19 protein-coding genes, 1 tRNA gene and 1 riboswitch are annotated in these 17,333 nt (G+C 46.2%); of the genes, 2 read left to right on the top strand and 18 right to left on the bottom strand.

The annotated features are described in order from the left end of the window. Nucleotide 1: 1 nt before the first annotated feature. From Q0V21_RS15420 to Q0V21_RS15490, 15 genes are all read right to left on the bottom strand, one after another. Nucleotides 2–511 carry an A24 family peptidase gene (locus tag Q0V21_RS15420; RefSeq protein WP_079350803.1) on the bottom strand — a complete coding sequence of 170 codons (510 nt, stop codon included), beginning with the start codon at nucleotides 509–511 and terminating at the stop codon, nucleotides 2–4. A gap of 12 nt (nucleotides 512–523) precedes the next feature. Beyond that, on the bottom strand, nucleotides 524–1,573 hold the full coding sequence (locus tag Q0V21_RS15425) for a pilus assembly protein (protein ID WP_301879603.1): 1,050 nt from the start codon (nucleotides 1,571–1,573) through the stop codon (nucleotides 524–526). A gap of 29 nt (nucleotides 1,574–1,602) precedes the next feature. Next, nucleotides 1,603–3,753, bottom strand: coding sequence for a hypothetical protein (locus Q0V21_RS15430; RefSeq protein WP_301879604.1), 2,151 nt, complete (start codon nucleotides 3,751–3,753; stop codon nucleotides 1,603–1,605). A gap of 57 nt (nucleotides 3,754–3,810) precedes the next feature. After that, entirely contained in the window at nucleotides 3,811–4,488 is a 678-nt protein-coding gene (locus Q0V21_RS15435; RefSeq protein WP_079350806.1) for a TadE/TadG family type IV pilus assembly protein, read from the bottom strand. Further along, a complete protein-coding gene (locus Q0V21_RS15440; protein WP_079350807.1) occupies nucleotides 4,466–4,660 on the bottom strand; it encodes a Flp1 family type IVb pilin in 195 nt (64 codons plus the stop codon). Before Q0V21_RS15440 ends, Q0V21_RS15435 begins: the two co-directional genes overlap by 23 nt. Before the next feature lie 11 nt (nucleotides 4,661–4,671). Next, entirely contained in the window at nucleotides 4,672–5,541 is an 870-nt protein-coding gene (locus tag Q0V21_RS15445; protein ID WP_301879606.1) for a type II secretion system F family protein, read from the bottom strand. 12 nt (nucleotides 5,542–5,553) lie between these two features. After that, nucleotides 5,554–6,315 (bottom strand): type II secretion system F family protein, encoded by a 762-nt coding sequence (locus Q0V21_RS15450; RefSeq protein WP_301879607.1) that lies wholly within the window; start codon nucleotides 6,313–6,315, stop codon nucleotides 5,554–5,556. A gap of 25 nt (nucleotides 6,316–6,340) precedes the next feature. Next, on the bottom strand, nucleotides 6,341–7,645 hold the full coding sequence (locus Q0V21_RS15455; protein WP_301879793.1) for a TadA family conjugal transfer-associated ATPase: 1,305 nt from the start codon (nucleotides 7,643–7,645) through the stop codon (nucleotides 6,341–6,343). Beyond that, a complete protein-coding gene (locus Q0V21_RS15460; RefSeq protein ID WP_301879608.1) occupies nucleotides 7,642–8,865 on the bottom strand; it encodes a nucleotide-binding protein in 1,224 nt (407 codons plus the stop codon). The genes Q0V21_RS15455 and Q0V21_RS15460 overlap by 4 nt, the downstream gene beginning before the upstream one ends. 162 nt (nucleotides 8,866–9,027) lie before the next feature. Further along, a complete protein-coding gene (locus Q0V21_RS15465) occupies nucleotides 9,028–9,411 on the bottom strand; it encodes a VOC family protein (RefSeq protein WP_301879609.1) in 384 nt (127 codons plus the stop codon). 274 nt (nucleotides 9,412–9,685) lie between these two features. Next, nucleotides 9,686–10,549 (bottom strand): DUF6612 family protein, encoded by an 864-nt coding sequence (locus Q0V21_RS15470; RefSeq protein ID WP_301879610.1) that lies wholly within the window; start codon nucleotides 10,547–10,549, stop codon nucleotides 9,686–9,688. A gap of 98 nt (nucleotides 10,550–10,647) precedes the next feature. Next, nucleotides 10,648–11,070 (bottom strand): thiol-disulfide oxidoreductase DCC family protein, encoded by a 423-nt coding sequence (locus Q0V21_RS15475; protein ID WP_301879611.1) that lies wholly within the window; start codon nucleotides 11,068–11,070, stop codon nucleotides 10,648–10,650. A 147-nt stretch (nucleotides 11,071–11,217) separates the two neighbouring features. Further along, nucleotides 11,218–11,496, bottom strand: a complete 279-nt coding sequence (locus Q0V21_RS15480; RefSeq protein ID WP_024629327.1) for a hypothetical protein — start codon at nucleotides 11,494–11,496, stop codon at nucleotides 11,218–11,220. 98 nt (nucleotides 11,497–11,594) lie between these two features. Next, complete coding sequence (locus Q0V21_RS15485; protein WP_024629326.1) at nucleotides 11,595–11,840, bottom strand: zinc ribbon domain-containing protein; 246 nt, start codon at nucleotides 11,838–11,840, stop codon at nucleotides 11,595–11,597. 206 nt (nucleotides 11,841–12,046) lie between these two features. Continuing rightward, entirely contained in the window at nucleotides 12,047–12,466 is a 420-nt protein-coding gene (locus Q0V21_RS15490) for an organic hydroperoxide resistance protein (protein ID WP_024629325.1), read from the bottom strand. A gap of 457 nt (nucleotides 12,467–12,923) precedes the next feature. Here Q0V21_RS15490 and Q0V21_RS15495 point away from each other — a divergent pair, with 457 nt between their 5' ends. After that, the gene (locus Q0V21_RS15495) at nucleotides 12,924–14,219 is read left to right on the top strand and encodes an Nramp family divalent metal transporter (protein WP_079351045.1); all 1,296 of its coding nucleotides are present in this window, start codon (nucleotides 12,924–12,926) and stop codon (nucleotides 14,217–14,219) included. Nucleotides 14,220–14,384: 165 nt separating this feature from the next. Here the strand turns inward: Q0V21_RS15495 and Q0V21_RS15500 are convergent, their stop codons facing one another. Both Q0V21_RS15500 and Q0V21_RS15505 read right to left on the bottom strand, forming a co-directional pair. Further along, on the bottom strand, nucleotides 14,385–15,068 hold the full coding sequence (locus tag Q0V21_RS15500) for an HAD family hydrolase (protein WP_301879612.1): 684 nt from the start codon (nucleotides 15,066–15,068) through the stop codon (nucleotides 14,385–14,387). A gap of 161 nt (nucleotides 15,069–15,229) precedes the next feature. Beyond that, nucleotides 15,230–15,628 (bottom strand): HAD family hydrolase, encoded by a 399-nt coding sequence (locus Q0V21_RS15505; protein ID WP_228469185.1) that lies wholly within the window; start codon nucleotides 15,626–15,628, stop codon nucleotides 15,230–15,232. A 117-nt stretch (nucleotides 15,629–15,745) separates the two neighbouring features. Beyond that, a riboswitch (cyclic di-AMP (ydaO/yuaA leader) is annotated at nucleotides 15,746–15,921 on the bottom strand. Nucleotides 15,922–16,288: 367 nt separating this feature from the next. Between Q0V21_RS15505 and Q0V21_RS15510 the strand changes: the two genes are divergently transcribed. Then, on the top strand, nucleotides 16,289–16,765 hold the full coding sequence (locus tag Q0V21_RS15510; protein WP_024629320.1) for a glutathione peroxidase: 477 nt from the start codon (nucleotides 16,289–16,291) through the stop codon (nucleotides 16,763–16,765). A gap of 149 nt (nucleotides 16,766–16,914) precedes the next feature. Here Q0V21_RS15510 and Q0V21_RS15515 read toward each other — a convergent pair. After that, nucleotides 16,915–16,997, bottom strand: a tRNA-Leu gene (locus tag Q0V21_RS15515). Nucleotides 16,998–17,333 lie beyond the last annotated feature (336 nt).

A 17,333-nucleotide genomic window follows, 5' to 3' on the forward strand; every position in this document is an offset into this window, starting at 1 on the left:
ATTAAGACATGTAGAGATAGGCGCTAATGAATCCGGGCAATACAGCCAGCATAAAAGGAAACTTTAATGTCTTTTCCTGATTGACCAGCTTGAGCGAACCGAGCATGAAGAAACCAGCAAGATTTCCTGCCATGGCCCGTACCCGCTTCGCTGAATCCCTGCGGAACAAGAGAATGACTAATCCAATTGCCCCTGCGTACAAAACGGAGTAAATAATAACGTGAACGCCGAAGGCCAGCCCAGTCCAGGCGCCAATGCCTCCAAACAATTTCACATCTCCGGCACCCACTGCACCGATCATATACATTAGGAACAGCACACCGAACCCAACCGCGAACCCGGCTGCTGAGAACAGAACCCCCTCCCATCCTCCCCAGATAATATGGGCAAGTACTCCCATGACAGTCACTGGTAAAGTTAAACGATTTGGAATTTTCATCGAACGAACATCTGTAACAAAAGCTGCAATCACATAAAGACCACAGGCCAGGTAAAACCACTGCACCTCCATCATCTCCTTTAATTATTTTCTGGAAGCTACATTAAACTCAGTAACCGTCTTGGCACCATCCGCTGTCTCCACAACAAACGTCCATGTGCCCTCCGTTGTACGTGTTCCTACAAACCAATTCCACTCGATCACACCATTTTCATCGGCAGTCGCCCATCCAATATGCTTGGCCGAACTTTCTCCGGACTTGTAAAATATCGTCAAGTTCGCTGTAGCTCCGGGCTCCACTTTAACCTTAATCGTCGCATTGTTGCCTATGTATGCCGGATCCGGTTTGGATAAAATGGTTGCAGCTCCTGCGGAATCCGCGTCTCCTCCACTGCTGCTGGAACCTTCTCCGGTATCTCCGATCCATACCCGTTCTGCTGCTGCCGCTTGAATGCGTAAAGATTTTCCTAGGAAGGGGACTTTAACAGGCAATTCATAGCTCAGTTCAAGCCGGAAGTACGGATTCGTTTTATTTTTGAGATCAGGTATGGAAATACCGTTAACATGAACACGTTCAATATCCAGCACAGAAGTATTAATAAATGGCTGAAGTAGCGGTTTAACAGTCGGATCAAGCACGGTCTCAAGTACGGATGTCTTGATCTCCTGTAACGGTTGTTCACCTCTGGCAGCTGCAGCACGCACCCAATCGCTTAGCGGTTCTGGTAGTGAAGAGGCATACTCTTCGGCCCATTCCGTCAGTGACAGCTCAGGTATTTTCCATCCACCCTCCGAGCCTCCACTACCAGCGGAATCAGAGGGCGTGAATACAAGAGAGACCGGATATATTTTAGTGGATAACTGCTTTACCGCTTCTCCTGCCGTGCTCTGCAACGCTGTCGATACTAAAGTCATCTGTACGATATAAATCAGGAACATGACAAAGAACAGAAATACAGGCAAAACCAGTGAGGCTTCCAAAACAATGCTGCCTTGTTCCCTTTTTGGAGAACGCAACTTTTGGAGAAAACGTGTCTGCTTATTCAGGAATTTCAATCTTTCCAGTCTGTTTATTCTTGTTAGTCGTTTGTGCAAAGATGCCAAAACTTTTTCCTGCTGATGCTGCTTATCCATAATCCCTCCACCGAAACGACCCGGATTATTTAATAGGAATAATCGGCCTTCCGATCAATGAAAAATCGCCCATCTTCTACCTGGTCAGCACTACCCATGACAGCACCTATACTTCTGGTGACTCCCGGCAAAAACCACAGCTTGATACTGCTGCGCATGTTTCCCGAGGCATAGGTCTGCTTCTCGTCCGGGTTCACGCCCGTATTTAACCTGATCAAAGCCAACATTCTGGACATTTTGCGTTCATTGTTGCTATGCATTAAAAGGAACAAACGGAGATGATCCCTGTAGGTAAGCTTGACTTTGATATATTTAGACAATTCCACACTACCGTCTTTAGCCAATTTCACCATATCTGCTATAGCGTTTGTAATTCCATATAAAATGGCAGCAGATAGTACAAGAAGCGGATTCCCGAGCTTGCTGTTCTCAATTAATCCTTCTGCTGTTCGAATGGCAAGACGCATACCAAAGATCTCCGCATATGCAGCAGCAATGTTGCCCGAAGGATTATGAAAACCATAGACGATGTATTCCAGTTCCTGATTCTCCAGTTTGAATACTTCACCAGAATCTCCGCTACCTTCAGTCCAGTTGAACAGTTGTCCAAAATCCATTGAATTAAAATACGCCAGTGCATACTCATTCTGGAACAATTCATCGCCAAGGCTATCCAGCAGACCGGACATGCCGCTGAATAAACTGTCCATTCCGTTCATGGCGTTACCACCAGATTCATACGGATCGCCAGCAATCTCTGCCTTTTTGGCTTCCTCCCGGCTCGCTTTGTTAAAAGCGATGTTGGCGTTGTAGTACTCTTCCAGCTGTTTGAAAGCTTCCGTTGATCCGGAGTTCCCCTTTTCAATCTGCGACAAAATCCGTTTAACATCCTTCAACTTCCCTTTGGATTCCTTGTCATTTGCTTTACGCTGGGCATCAGATCCGCGACCGCTCTCCAGCTGCTGTTTACTTTGAAGAATGACATTGGAGGGTCCACTTCTCACGTAAGTGTCCATGTATCGTTCCGTTACCTGACTAGCCTGCCTAACCGCTGGTTTAATGGAAACACCACTCATCACCGTAACAGTGCGAAGCTGCGTATTAAGCTCCATGCTGTCATTTCTGACATTGGTAAAATCCGAATTTTGCGAGCGTATACGTGCGTTTAACTGATCGAACAGCGTGTCAGCTCTTACAAGTTCCGAGGCAAGGGAGCGTGTACTTTTCGCTTCACTACCCGATCCGGTAGACGGAGGGCTCGTCCCAGGCAGCGTTGAGTTGCCAACTTTTTCGTAACTGGCATTCTGTGAACGGTTCTCCCCTTCGGCGATTACCCGCTTCATTTCCTCATTGATCTTGCGAGCTTCTTCAATCTTGACTTGTGCTTCCTCCAATTTCGTCTGGTGAACCTGCATTGCTGGCTGTATGATCATGCTTATGCCTGTCGTCACACTCCCTGCGCCTGTACGATAACGAGCCAGCTCCAGCATATACGATTGCTGGTTGAAGGGCAGTCCTTCATCCATTTGTTTCTTGTTCAGATAATCCGCATATCGTGCTGCTACCTCAGCGGCTGTCTCTGGTGTGTCTCTCAGCATCTCATCGTATATCGCAGAGGAAGGCGGGTTCATGATCAAAGCCGGAAGAGCCTTCAGCTTTTCAGCCGACTCCGTCTGATTGGCTATTGCTTCGTCCAGCAACTCCTCACGTTTGTCATACAGTTTCTGCAATTTTTTGAGCAAATCCACGGTATGAGCAGCTTCTTTCATCTCTTCCGACATTGGCTTAAAACGATTGACTACTTCCAGGGTAAAATCAACTGGCGCTCGATATTTCATATCCTCCTGAATCTGGCGATTGAAAATATCGTACCTGCCCAACTCACGCTCCATGCTCAGTGAAGTCGTATCCCATTGGATATCCAAAATAGGAAATCCATCTTTTACAGCCGAGGGCTTCACACTATCATTCAGCACCTTGGCCATAATGGCCTCACCACTGCTGTCACCGTATCCAAACAGACCATACTCCCGCAGGGACGTGTCATAGGCTGACATCACGGATCTCATCGCCGCATGCGTCATTCGTTCTGCCTGTACTTTGAAAGCAGCAATACGTGCATAATCAATGAAAATGGAAACAAACATAAAAATTCCAGCCAAAATCAAGATCAAGAACACGGTTACAGCTCCTGATTCACCGTCTTTTTTTCTGAACAGCGTTTCCTCCTCCTTTCCTCATTTTTTGGTTTTGCCAAAATGCTGCACAACCTGTCCTGCTTCAGCGGCAGTACTGGCTGTGGCTCCTCCCTTGCCTTTGAATTTGGCTGCATAATAACGGACCAGATCCACCGTTCGGATGAATTCCGTCGGCTCTACAACCGCAGATGATCCCTGTGTTAATACACTGTTACCTGAATCAAATAAAAAAGAAGGCAGCGGTAAGGAAATCACCTGCTCCAGCTTGGTCGTTACTTTTCGCTGGATCAGCGAGTTCTGGTATTCAATCGTTCCATTCATCCCAGAAGGCATGCCTTGTGCCGCTTGGGACAGTTTCTTTTCCGAAAGGCTTCCGCCTTCTCCCGCCGGTACAGCAACAATAACCTCATTGTCCGCTCCCGCCCAACCAAACAGTGCTCCGAGCAATCGATCATCGGTCAATCTCCAGTACAAGTTGTCATGTTCCCCAGCCACAACTTCACCCGTCATCGCCTGCTTGTGGCTGTTGTCCCAGCTGTAGGCTGCACGTTCAGAAGCTGCATACGCATGCTGGTTCAGAAATGTCTTCTGATACATGTACATGGAGAAAAATAAAAGCAACACGAGAATAAACAACACGATAGGGAAGACCAGGGAGGCTTCAATGGTGAAGCTCCCTTCTTCCTTTTTCAATCTACTTACTCGGGAAAAATTCATTACTTTTCGTGTCCACTTTACTAAGCAGGCTCGTAATTAATGCTGAAATTTGATTCTTGAATATCAATGCAATAATGATAATAACGCCGATGATCAGAATTAGCTCCAGTGTGCCAAGCCCATCCTCTTCCTTCCAAAATCCAGTTACCTTGCTTTTCATTAAGTCCAGCATCCCAATTCCTCCTACATATTCATCATCATAAAAGCCGGTGCTCCAATCATCACCACAATCGAAAAAAAGATCAGCACCATCGGAAACACCAGTTTGGAAGAAGCCTGTTCTCCCTTAGCCCGACTAACGGCCTTGCGTTTCTCCCATAACACATGGGACAGATCCCGCAGCGCCAGTACAAAGTCACCTCCCCCTCGCCGGAAATTCAGCAGCACGGTTGTTGTAAATATCGTCACTTCCTGCACACCACAGCGACGACTGAACTGTTCAAACGATTGTTGAAACGAATAACCATTATTCCAATCCCCAACCGTCTTTCGTAGCTCGTTGTAGAGGGGATGATCCCGTTCTCCCTGACTGGCTACACAGTGAACAATGGCACGCTGTACCGTTTCCCCTGCTCCAACCAGTAAGACAATTCGGTTCAATAACTCCGGCAGCTCCATGAGTATGTCCTGATCTCTTCGCTGCACTTTGGTGTTAAGGTCTTTATATAGTGCAAAGGGCAGTGCAACACCCAATGCCAGTCCACCTACCATGCCGCCAAGCCCCATATCCCCAACGAGCGACAAAAGGCAGCTTACGAGCAACATCAGCCACGAATAAGTCAGCATTTCAGCACAGTAGAGCATTGTTTTCTCGCCACTATGCTGTATGCCATACATTTTCTGAATGGCGTGCTGCATGCGGAACATGATTACAGGCAATCTGCGGCCCACCTCGAACTTGTCCAGTAAAAACAAAAAGGGGCCATGCAGCTTCTTCAGACGTAATCCTTCCATATCCAGTTTGCGCAGATGTCGGTAGGTCTGCCCTCGCGTTCGATCAAGCACCAGCCACCCTGTTCCGAGCACCCCTCCGAAAATAACGGGAAGCAGCATCGTGTCAGCTCCTTATACTTTGATATCCATAATGCGTGTAATCCACAAATAACAGCAGGCAAGTAACGCCAATGCCCCGCTGGAGATCATATATCCCATCCCGCTATATAACGGCTCCATAAAATCCTTGGCCGTAAAGTTCAGAAAAATCAGAAAAATAAACGGAGCGGCAAACATCACTTTAGATTCAAACTTTTTCTGCGCCACCGCTACCATGATATCCTGCTGAATATCCAGCTTCTCACCAATCACCGCAGAGGTTCGCCTCACCACTTCGACCAGGTCTCCACCGGTTCGCTTACAAGTGATGAACACATCGGCAAAGTTTGTGATATCCTCAATTTTGGCGCGATCCGAGAAATCTTGCAGTGCCTCTTCAATGGGCTGACCATACTCCATCCGCGTCCTTAGAATAGTGAATTCACGAATGAGATCTGTATCCGCCTCAGGATTCAGCATGCGCAGATCCTCTACTGACTCCTTAAAACCGTTCTCTACTGATTTTCCCGCAGCCAGCGCGGAGGACAACGCATATAATGCCTGCTTAAAATGTAAACTGAGTGTCATTCTTCTGCGTTCCAGCAGCACTTTGGTCCAATGTTTCGGTACCCATATACACCCCGCAGCCAATATCAGTCCGGCCAACCAATGATGATAGAACAGGATACCGACGCCAAAGAACAACAAACCACTAATCAGCATGCAGACCATCCGCTGTCTCTGGGATAGCGTATATACGGTGTAGTCCGTTAACGCCTGTCTGGCCTCGCCCAAATTCATCACCTTCCAATAAAATCAACTAATTTACGTTGTTACCCGATTTGATTAACTTATCATTATTGCATTCTATGTACTCGCTCAGCCAGTCTCCCAGCCCTGCCATCTGAATTTTGTCCACTTGTCTCAGCGTCCCAACTTGAACAAGTCCCCCAATAATTTTGCCTTCTTTTTCTTCGATCTCCTGAAAACGAAACAGTGGATTCAGCAGTACTTCTCCGTCCTGCATGCCAATCACTTCACTAATCTCGGTCACCCGACGTGAACGGTCCCGTAAGCGGGATAAATGTACAAAGATATCAATGGCCGAGCTGATCTGCTGCCGGACAACTGCAATGGGAAGATCCGCTCCACTGAGCACCATGGTCTCCAATCTGCTGATCATATCCGAGATCGTATTTGCGTGTCCCGTGGACAACGAGCCATCATGTCCAGTGTTCATGGCCTGTAACATATCCAGCGCTTCTGCTCCCCGCACCTCACCAATAACAATTCGATTCGGGCGCATCCGCAAGGATGACTTGATCAGGTCCCGAATGGATATTTGCCCCTTGCCCTCGGTATTGGCATTCCGCGTCTCCAGCGATACCAGATTGGGTACCGTGATAATCTGTAATTCAGCAGAATCCTCAATGGTAATGATCCGTTCATCCGCCGGGATAAATTGAGATAATGCATTTAGGAAAGTGGTTTTCCCAGATCCGGTTCCACCGCCGATAAAAATATTGTATTTGCTGCGCACTAACTGCTGCAGCAATTCTGCCGCTTCCTCATGCAAGGCACCTTTATCAATCAGATCGGACATCTTCATTGGTTCACTCGGGAATTTCCGAATCGTCATGGTCGGACCTTTCAACGCAATCGGAGGCAGCACGATATTGACCCGCGACCCGTCTTTCAACCGTGCATCCACAATTGGAGAAGACTCATTCACAATCCGGTTCACCCCGGATACAATCATCTGAATAATGTCTTCCAGTCGTTCCCTGGACTCAAACTCCAACGTGATCTGTCTCACTTCACCTTCCTGCTCAACGAAAATCTCCCTGTGGCTGTTGATCATAATCTCTGTAATTTCGGGATGATCCACTAATGGCTGCAGAATATCCAGCCCTCGAAAGGAATCAAATAACCGTTGCACCAGCGTATGACGCTCCCCGGAGGTCAGATCATCCAGCTTCGGGTCAGAGAGCACTTTACGCTCAATCCCCTGCCACAGTTCATCATCTCCAGCAGAGGATGTTAAATCCAGACCTGCTCTGACCTCACGACGCATGATTTGAAACTGCTCTTCACGGTCCAGTATCATCTTGGATGAATCCGTCATAATGACCACCCATCACCCTTCTGTATCCGTCCCGTCTGCTTCAGTTCTTCGTCTCCATCCTGCACGATCATGGCGCATAGTCTCTTCACTTCCCGTTGAAAGATCGGTGAGCTGAGCATTACTTCCTCCTGACTCAGCTGCTTCCAGGAAGGGATATACGGCAGCACAGCATCCAGATGCAGATCAGGCCCTGGCAGGGCATTGATGACGCTGTCCCGATACTTGTTGACAATGAACCGGGCACGGTCAATTACACTTTCATACAGATCCGGTTTGGTGCGTTTCATATGCTGCATCCATTGACCCCAGCGGTGCATAGAAGAGATGTCATCCTCAACCAGCCACACAAATGCATCGGCAGCATCGAAAATCCCCTCACTGCGCCCGTCCCAGCCTGAGTCCCCATCCAGAATGAGCACATCATATTGCCCACAGTCCGCCAAATACCGGATCAGGCTCTTCGTATCCTCACGGGACATTTGCAACAGTTCCTTCCGATTCGATAATGGCCAGAATACATCCGACTTCAGCGCTTCGTGACGAAGCACGTATCCGTCGACTCCTTTGGAGGAAGATTGCACCTGTCCCTGTTTGCCTGATTCCTTCCTGCCCACCTTCAAATCATAAAGCAGACGTGACAGCCCCGTTTCTGCATCAGGTATAAGCTGTGCACTTCTGGACAGACCCTTCTCCAGAAACGGCATTGAGCTATCCAGCGTCTCCAGATTGAGATACAGAACAGCATATCCCGCAACCCCCAGTTGCTTTGCCATATGCATCGCCACCGCAGTCTTGCCACTCCCGCCGGAAGCTGATACAACTCCAATAGAGAGCGCCCCCTGTCCCGGACGATGAGTCTTCTTCCGACGTGGCTGCCGACAAGCATGGAGAACAGCGTCCATTAGGGCAGGCAATGGTTGATATTTCATCAGCCGTTTATCCTCATCCACCTCATCCAGTCCTTCACTCAGCATCAGCCATGGGACACCCGAGGTTTCGCCACCGTTACTCAGCCAGTTGTTCAGAAAATCAGGTTCCGCAATAACCAGATCTGGCAGTTCCCGTCCTTCCTGTTCGTCCATATGGTCTTTGAATGGTTCCCATTGTGAAAAAGCGGTGAAACGTATACTGGAGCCAGACGAACTGCCTTGTACAAAATCAAGCCATGCGCTGATATACTCTCTGTCTTTGGAAGCCAGCACTGCCTTTAGAACAATCAATTCTTCTTCCCTCCCTGCAAAAAAAGCACAAAAAAGCACCGTCCAATAACCGCAAAAATTATGCAGTATATGGACGGTGCTTCCGTCACGTGCTATGAATGTATGGATAATATAGCATACAATTTCTGGAGGAGCAAGGGATTTATTCAAACGATAATCCGATCAAGAATGATAAGGTGCATCAAATTCTACAATATTGCGATCAGGGTCTAACACAAATATCTGTGAAAAACCGGCAACACTATCTGGTCTAGCCTCATACTCAATTCCCTGCTGTTCCAGCCAGGCCAAAGTCTCCTTGTAACTCTTCACCCAGATCGCAAAGTGTCCATCCGTTGTATCGATACCAGCCGTGCGAAGCGTATGTCCCTGCGGATGCTGTAACAGATGAAGCTGTTGATCACCAATGGCATACCATGTGCCTGTGGAGTTAAAAGGCGGCCGTTCAATCTCCTGCATGTGGAGCAAACCGGAATAGAATTTTTTCGCAACCTCAAGATCACGTACAGCCAGACTCACATGGTGGATATGTGCATATTCAATCATTTCTTTGACCTCCTGCCTGAAATAGCCTTCCCTCAACTTCCATCAACTCTAAATCGAATCGCTTACATTGACTATACTATAACACCTTAAACGCTGACCAGAATGCTACAAAAAAAAAGAAAAACACCCCTGAATGAAATGCATCGAACCTATCGGTTCACACAAATTCATATTCTGAAGTGCTTTCTCCAGAAAATCCACCTCACCGTAGCTTAGCTTTAACTAGGCTATATTCTCATCAGAGAATATGAACCCCACTCAAACGGCTCGCTTCTTATTTAGCGCTATCCAAGGCTTCTTGCGGGATTTTGATCTCTTCCACGCCATTATGGTTGGAGAACGTGCTGGTCATTTTCATGTCCATCGAAATTTTCTGTCCTTCCTGCTCCATCTCCATCACCATGTCGACATCCGTACTTGCAGGCAGGTAGGTTTCTTTGTTAATCATATATTTCATTTTCATGCTGGTAATATTCATTTGATCAAGCATGGCTTGAGTCTGGGCGTCCGATCCGTTTTGCTCCATGACCGCTTTGGCCAGCTCCTTCACGTTATCACCGGATACATCAGCGTTAATGACATAGTTGTCGCCTTCTTCCGTAATCTTGGTGTCCTCTGCAATCTTTTTGAATTGCTCCAGCTCACCTTCCGGATTCATGCTTGACTGCATTTGCTCAATCAATGGTTTCGTTTGATCGTCAGGAATTTTGACCCATTGCTCTCCCACCTGGGAATAAATATGATCCGAAGTGATATACTGCTTCACATTCTGCGCTTCCTGTCCGGACATTTCCATCTTCATCTCCTGATAGATCATCATCGGGTCCTTGATGATATCCATCTTCAGCGATGTTTTCACCTGTTGATCCTGGGACTGTTCGCCAGACACCAGCTTCAAATTTTGATCAATATTGGCTTCGGTAGTGAAGCTTTTCATGTCTTTTGTCGCTGCATTCGTTTTTTCAATTAACTCGTCCAATGTTGGGATCTTTGTCTCCTGCTCCGCAGTTGTATTGCCCTCGTTAGACGTTTCGTTGCCAGCTGGCGGCGTTGCTGTACTGTTATCTGCATCGCTTCCGCAAGCGGTCATGCTTACTGCCAATAATGCCCCAATAATTAATGTAGTCCACTTCTTCAAGTTATTTGCCTCCCAAAATAGAATTGATCCGTACTCATTACCCAATTATTCCCGTTATTAATCAATCGCCCTGATACAATATGTTACACTTCAGTTATTCAAAGGAAACGCTCCTTCATTTCAGGTGTAGGCAGCATGCACGCTTCATCTTTACCGAACCAGCGATATCGGTTGCGAGCTACCGTGTTATATATTGCATTGCGAATAAATTTCGGTATAATAATTAGCCCGTACAATAATGGATAAGGGAATTTCAATCCTTTGGCCAGCCGCAGCGCTGCGGTGGAACGCGTATAATATTTCCCATCCTCAATGAGTACAAACGTATCCATGCTGTCTGTGGACAGATTGCCCTTCTCCAGCAATGTTTTCGCTACATCCGATTGAAGTGATGCAAAATGATATTTCCCCTCCGGGTCACGCTTGATAATCCACTTCGTTAAGCCTTGGCAAAAATGACACACTCCGTCCACAAGCACAATCGGGTGTCCCTGATGCTGATCCGTTTGATTTGCAGTCATAATCGTGGCCTCCTCATAGTTGTGCTATTAGAGTAAATTACCCGTTTTCGAGTTATCTCGGTCGCTTTTTTTACATTTTATTTAGGTGTAACGAAAAAAAGAAAAAGAGCGCAGGCTCTGTGCCCACGCTCGTATCTGTTTTGGCAATTACTCGGCAATTGCCTTTTCCATCCATTGGTCGTCGATCATCTGTTGATGAAGGTCACCAGCCCACTGGTCCATGCATTTGCAAATGAAATCTTTGCGACATACCGGACAAGGCGTTTTCTGTAGACGGCTGATATTGGTCAGCTTCCATTCCGGGGAATGGGAGTAGAATACACGGCATTGTGTACCGTCTACCAATTTCATTTTAAATTCATACAATCCGTCTTCCTTGTTGCCACTAGCTAGTTCTAAATTTGCAATACGCGGTCTATAAGACATGGATATCACCTGTTAATTCAAATTTGGTTCATGCAATGACACTTCTTAGTACTAAGTCATATTAAAGAAATTTTAGTTCGATGTCAACTCACGCACATTTACCCGCCAAATAGAATATCAAGAATGGTACCCACCTGACCCTGTTTTTTCCCTTTCAACACATCCGGATCGAATACTTCAACATATCCACAGGAAGAACAGGCGACGAAGAGATAATGATTGTGCTGAATATCGAACATTTTGCTAAGTCCAGCTCCTGACATGGACACTTCCTTAATATTGCAGTCCGTCCCCCTGCATTTGGTACATACAAATCGTCGTTCTATCATCTCTTCAATACTCAATATTGTTCCCCCCTCATTCGAATGTATGACATCAAGCAAGAGTAGATTATGTAAAATAGTACGCTGTCCACCATGCAATCTCCTGCATTCCAACGGGATTATACAATACAAAACCCTGCCGATGGCCAGCAGGGTCTTGTAATCGAACGTCAGGTATCCAAAGATACCCTGCTCTATATGTTCCCTCTACTCCTAGGAGTCAGGTCTTAAACTACATTAAGTACCACATCAATATTGCCGCGTGTTGCTTTGGAGTAAGGACAGAAATCATGTGCCTTGCGCGCCAGATCTTCGGCTTGACTGTGATCCACACCAGGCATGCTCACATCCAAACGTACCGACAGCTGGAAACCGTCATCCGCAGGGTCTTTGCCAATGGATACATTGCTGGTTACCACCACATTCTCCAACTTCACGCCTGCTTTGCGCGCCACATTGGCGAGGGCACTCTCATAACATGCACCGTATCCAGCTGCAAAGAGCTGTTCAGGGTTGGTACCTTCACCACCAGGGCCTCCAAGCTCTTTTGGCATTTTCAGATCATGCTTGAGCACACCATCCGAAGAAGCCACCGAACCTGTACGTCCACCTTTAACTGTCGCTGTTGCTGTATATAAAGCTTCCATTAAAAATCTCTCCTTCACCTTCAAATTTTTTAATGCCTACTATTCAATTTAAACTTCTGGCTTATTTTGAAACGCATGTTGTTCCTTATTCAGCTTTTACATCTTTATTATTTTCATGCACGTGAGATGCACATTGGTTATTTATTAAGGGTTGGGTAATATACTAAGGCACAACTCCTTCTCCGGTAAATCTTGTCCTTCTACACAAAAGTTGCACTAGACAAAAATAATTGAAGGAGTACAATGTAAGTATCAACATAAACGTTTAGACATATCGAAAGTAGTTTAATTACGTTTTTTGATTTTGATTTCATTTTGATTTCAATGTTCAAATTTAATCAAAGGAATGACATCGTTCCTCTTCATATAGAATATCAATACTTCAAAGTCGGGTGATTATATTATGAGTAAAAAAAATCCGTTCAACGCTCCTTCCAATGAACCATTGGCTGCGGGTATGGCCCCCTCTCTCGGGGAAGCCCATAGCTCCATGAAGGTGCCTCAGAACGCTGCTTGGTGGAAAAAGTTCCTAGCTTTTGTTGGACCGGGTTACCTGGTTGCCGTTGGATATATGGATCCCGGGAACTGGGCAACTGATATTGCAGGTGGTTCACAATTCGGCTACACCCTATTGTCCGTTATTCTGATTTCAAACCTGATGGCTGTTGTGTTACAGTCTCTCGCTGGTAAGCTCGGGATTGTCACAGGACGGGATTTGGCGCAAGCCTGCCGCGAACGATTCAGCATGCCTGTCGTGATGGTGTTATGGATATTGTGTGAGCTTGCAATTGCAGCCACCGACCTTGCCGAGGTTATTGGTTCAGCCATCGCGCTCAAACTGTTGTTCAACATTCCCATGTTATATGGCGTCATTATTACCGCTGTCGATGTACTGGTCATTCTTTTGCTGCAAAATAAAGGCTTCCGCGCATTGGAATCGCTCGTTATTGTGCTGATGGCTACCATCGCCCTCTGCTTCGGGATTGACCTTTTTCTCGCCAAACCGGATATGGGCGGCGTCATGCACGGCTTTGTACCCAGTGCCGAAATTTTGCAAAATCCAGCCATGCTCTACATCGCCATCGGCATTATTGGCGCAACCGTGATGCCCCATAATCTGTATCTGCATTCTTCTATCGTACAGACCCGTCAGATTGAAAAGACAACTAAGGGTAAAAAAGAAGCGATTCTGTATACCACCATGGATTCAACAATCGCTTTAACACTGGCCCTGTTCATCAATGCAGCCATCCTGATTGTGTCTGCTGCCGTGTTCCATAGTGCAGGCATGACCCAGGTTGCGGAAATTACGGATGCTTACCATCTGCTGACACCTTTGCTGGGAACCACCATCGCCAGCATCCTGTTCGGTGTAGCCCTGCTGGCTTCAGGCCAGAACTCAACACTCACCGGCACACTGTCCGGTCAGATTGTAATGGAAGGCTTCCTGAACATTCGTATTCCGGCGTGGCTTCGTCGGCTGGTAACACGTCTGATTGCAATCATCCCGGCCGTTATCGTAACAGCTATTGCCGGAGAGCACGGAACAGAAGAACTGCTGATTCTGAGCCAGGTTCTGTTGTCGCTGCAGCTCCCCTTTGCCGTTATTCCACTGATCATGTTTACGAGTGACAAAAAAAGCATGGGGGATTTTGCTAACAAGCTGTGGCTCAAAATCATCTCCTGGATCATTGCCGGAGTTATCGTTATCCTGAATGTGTATCTGATCATCCAGACCATTCGGTTGTTCTAGGTTAAAGAAAACTAATCCGTATTTTGTCTAACTCAAAAAGGCTGATCAACTCAAGTAACGTATCCCTTGAGATGATCAGCCTTTTATATTTTTTAGCAGCAGCCTAATCCAACCTGATCCATACCGATTAGAGATCAGCTCTAAATACCGCTTTTAGTTTATTTATCAATTTTGAGTTACCATCAACAAGGGAAGTAGTTCATCCAGTGATTCAACCGTCCAGTCTGGACGGTCTGCATCTGCTAGCTCCGGCTGGAACCTGCCATACCCCTGCAAAATTCGGATCGTGTGCATACCCAGCTTCTTAGCCGGAATAATATCATTATCAATCCGGTCGCCGATCATGACCGCTTCCTCCGGTTTACATCCCGCTTGTTTCAGAGCTACAGCATACAATTCAGGATCAGGCTTGGACACTCCTTCTTCAGCGGAACAGGCCAGCACATCCACGTACTTACGCAAACCATAGCTATCCAGCCGATTTTCCGTCCCCGGGCTCTGATTGGCAATGATGCCAATCTTATAGTGTTGCGACAACGTCTGGAGAACAGCGTCGGCTGACGCGAAGGGGCGTTCAAGCTCTTTGCGGAACTTCAGCTTCTCCTGTATCTGTTCCCGGTGCCGCTCATCGCTGATCAGGGTACGAATAGCCAGTTTCATCGGCCATTGCTCGTAATTTCGGTAGGAGGCGGCAAATAGTTCTCGTACTGTCTGCATCTCCACCTGATAACCAAGCGCACAAGCTTCTCGAACGAACTGACCAATAATATCATCCACCGGCTCCCACTCGTCCACAAGCGTATCCCCCACATCAAAGAACAACCATTGTATTCCACGTACATCCGGCACGCCTATTCCTCCTCGTTAGCCACAGGAAATTCATTTCCCCATTTCCCAAACCATAAAAAAGAAGACCCACCATCATGCATGAGTCTCCTCAATATTCCGTATATTTATGATTTCAATTATAACAGGCAGCTGACACTGGATCAATCACAGGAATAGTACCACTAACCATTAAGCAGAAACCCAACTTCCCCATTCAAGGAATATACGATACGGTCTGCTCCCATTCCCCGATAGATCCCTTTGGGGTGGCTTTGTTCTGTAATGACACACAGGGACTTGGATGTCCAGGAGCGGCAGATCTGCAAATATCGGCAGGTCAGGTTTAGGCTATTTTCAAAAATAAAAACATTGCCTACACTGCCTTGCGGCAAAAACCATTTCTGAGCTGCAGCCGTGTTCATGCGAATGACATGCTCCACACCAATTCTCCGGAGCCTGCGCTCTTCCCCTGCACTGTTGGTCAGAACGGCAAACGGCATTTTTTTGTACATCAGCAATTTGATAAATTTACGTCCTGCTTCATTTGGAGCAGTCACTAAGATCATCTCTTTATCCATCATTCGTTCCTCCCTTGGCGTGAAAAGACAACAAAAAAGAAGCGTGGGGGACCAAGGCCTCCCGGACGCTTCTTCAATAATCCATAGCAAAAAGACACTATGAACCAGCGTACGGCTTGTTGCCTCTCCCTTTAACGCTTACGAGGTTAGCTGACGGATTCGGGCGCGAGAGTCGCCCTATTTCCGGCTGTCACCGGAAAATTCACCCCATGGATGCCTACTGTCCTGGACAGTTCATCCTGTTGGTTCCCCCGTTTCCCACCCATGAATGAATGGAAACTCAGCGATTAAAACATCGTTCCATTATGTTCCTTAATCAGAGCGATATTATCGTTTGTTTCGTTTTTCATGTAAAATTTAATTGAAATTGGAATTACGATATGAATCATACACCCGTGCCATATCGGTGTAAAGTCTGCGCAGATCACCGAATCGACGGATTTTTGCCATTTCACATCAATAATAGCGCTTACAACACATCCATTCTCCACCCATCTCTTCAAAGCTCTCTAATTCTCTCTTTAGCGAAATTCAGGTAGCAAAACATTCACAGTTCATACACGAGAGGTCCAAATAGCGTTAAAAAAACAATATTAATTTTGCAATATTTAATTGCAATCAATATAATAAATGATAGAAGAATATGAAATGGAGGCGATTTTCATGTCAGTCTACGACTACAAAGTAAACACCCTTCGCGGTCAGGAAGTTGAGATGTCCAACTATCGTGACAAAGTACTGCTTATCGTGAATACAGCAAGCCAATGCGGCCTTACACCTCAATTCAAAGGTCTGCAAGAACTCCAGGATAAGTTCAAAGATTCCCCATTTGAAGTTCTTGGTTTTCCAAGCAACCAGTTTGCACAGGAAAAAGGCTCTTCTGATGATATTGCCGAGTTCTGCCAGATGAACTATGGTGTCAGCTTCCCCATGTTTGAGAAGATCGATGTGAATGGTTCAAGCGCTCATCCTCTATTCCAGCATCTAACCAAAGAAGCACCTGGCGTACTCGGCTCCAAAGCCATCAAATGGAACTTCACCAAATTCCTTGTGGATCAGAACGGACGTGTTTTGAAACGGTATGCTCCCAAAACAACACCTGATAAAATTGAAGCAGACATCAAAGAATTGCTTAAATAACAATTCAAGGCCATCCGAACCCTGCAGACAGAATGAGCATGCATTCAGGGAAACGGGTGACCTTTTTTTGTCTGGACTCATCTTTACTGTAAAAAAACATAAAAAAGAAGCTCCCCGTATGGGAAGCTTCTTCTTAATCGTTCTTATGATGCGGTCGAGAGGACTCGAACCTCCACGGGTATACACCCACTACCCCCTCAAGATAGCGTGTCTGCCATTCCACCACGACCGCATGTCGTAAATAATCGGCAACAGAATTGATTATACCCGCTTCAAGTTTAAATGTAAAGCATTTTTAATATTATCATTTTAACTGCGCTTTCCCTTCCAAAAATCGTATAATCTCGTCATTTTCTCCTAAAAAGCACATATGATTAAAATTGATCCCGTTTTTATATCCGAGCAGGCGGATCACTCTACTTCCTTTATAAGGAACAATTACTCCATTCACCTTAAACAAGATAACTTAAATTGTAATATAAATTAACATAATAAAGATTTTTAAATTTAAAACCCAGAAACTATTGACAAAAAGCGGATATTTATGTGAACATATATATCATATAAT

Origin of the sequence: Paenibacillus sp. 11B, from assembly GCF_030487755.1 — a bacterium.
Classification (GTDB): domain Bacteria; phylum Bacillota; class Bacilli; order Paenibacillales; family Paenibacillaceae; genus Paenibacillus; species Paenibacillus vandeheii.

Bases quoted from the DNA above. Each gene is read 5' to 3' on its own strand.
- Q0V21_RS15425 (WP_301879603.1), bottom strand. From the start codon at position 1,573: ATGGATAAGCAGCATCAGCAGGAAAAAGTTTTGGCATCTTTGCACAAA.
- Q0V21_RS15440 (WP_079350807.1), bottom strand. From the start codon at position 4,660: ATGCTGGACTTAATGAAAAGCAAGGTAACTGGATTTTGGAAGGAAGAG.
- Q0V21_RS15510 (WP_024629320.1), top strand. From the start codon at position 16,289: ATGTCAGTCTACGACTACAAAGTAAACACCCTTCGCGGTCAGGAAGTT.
- Q0V21_RS15505 (WP_228469185.1), bottom strand. From the start codon at position 15,628: ATGATGGATAAAGAGATGATCTTAGTGACTGCTCCAAATGAAGCAGGA.
- Q0V21_RS15480 (WP_024629327.1), bottom strand. From the start codon at position 11,496: ATGTCTTATAGACCGCGTATTGCAAATTTAGAACTAGCTAGTGGCAAC.
- Q0V21_RS15495 (WP_079351045.1), top strand. From the start codon at position 12,924: ATGGCCCCCTCTCTCGGGGAAGCCCATAGCTCCATGAAGGTGCCTCAG.
- Q0V21_RS15455 (WP_301879793.1), bottom strand. From the start codon at position 7,645: ATGACGGATTCATCCAAGATGATACTGGACCGTGAAGAGCAGTTTCAA.
- Q0V21_RS15435 (WP_079350806.1), bottom strand. From the start codon at position 4,488: ATGAATTTTTCCCGAGTAAGTAGATTGAAAAAGGAAGAAGGGAGCTTC.
- Q0V21_RS15465 (WP_301879609.1), bottom strand. From the start codon at position 9,411: ATGATTGAATATGCACATATCCACCATGTGAGTCTGGCTGTACGTGAT.
- Q0V21_RS15420 (WP_079350803.1), bottom strand. From the start codon at position 511: ATGGAGGTGCAGTGGTTTTACCTGGCCTGTGGTCTTTATGTGATTGCA.
- Q0V21_RS15475 (WP_301879611.1), bottom strand. From the start codon at position 11,070: ATGACTGCAAATCAAACGGATCAGCATCAGGGACACCCGATTGTGCTT.
- Q0V21_RS15445 (WP_301879606.1), bottom strand. From the start codon at position 5,541: ATGCTGCTTCCCGTTATTTTCGGAGGGGTGCTCGGAACAGGGTGGCTG.
- Q0V21_RS15490 (WP_024629325.1), bottom strand. From the start codon at position 12,466: ATGGAAGCTTTATATACAGCAACAGCGACAGTTAAAGGTGGACGTACA.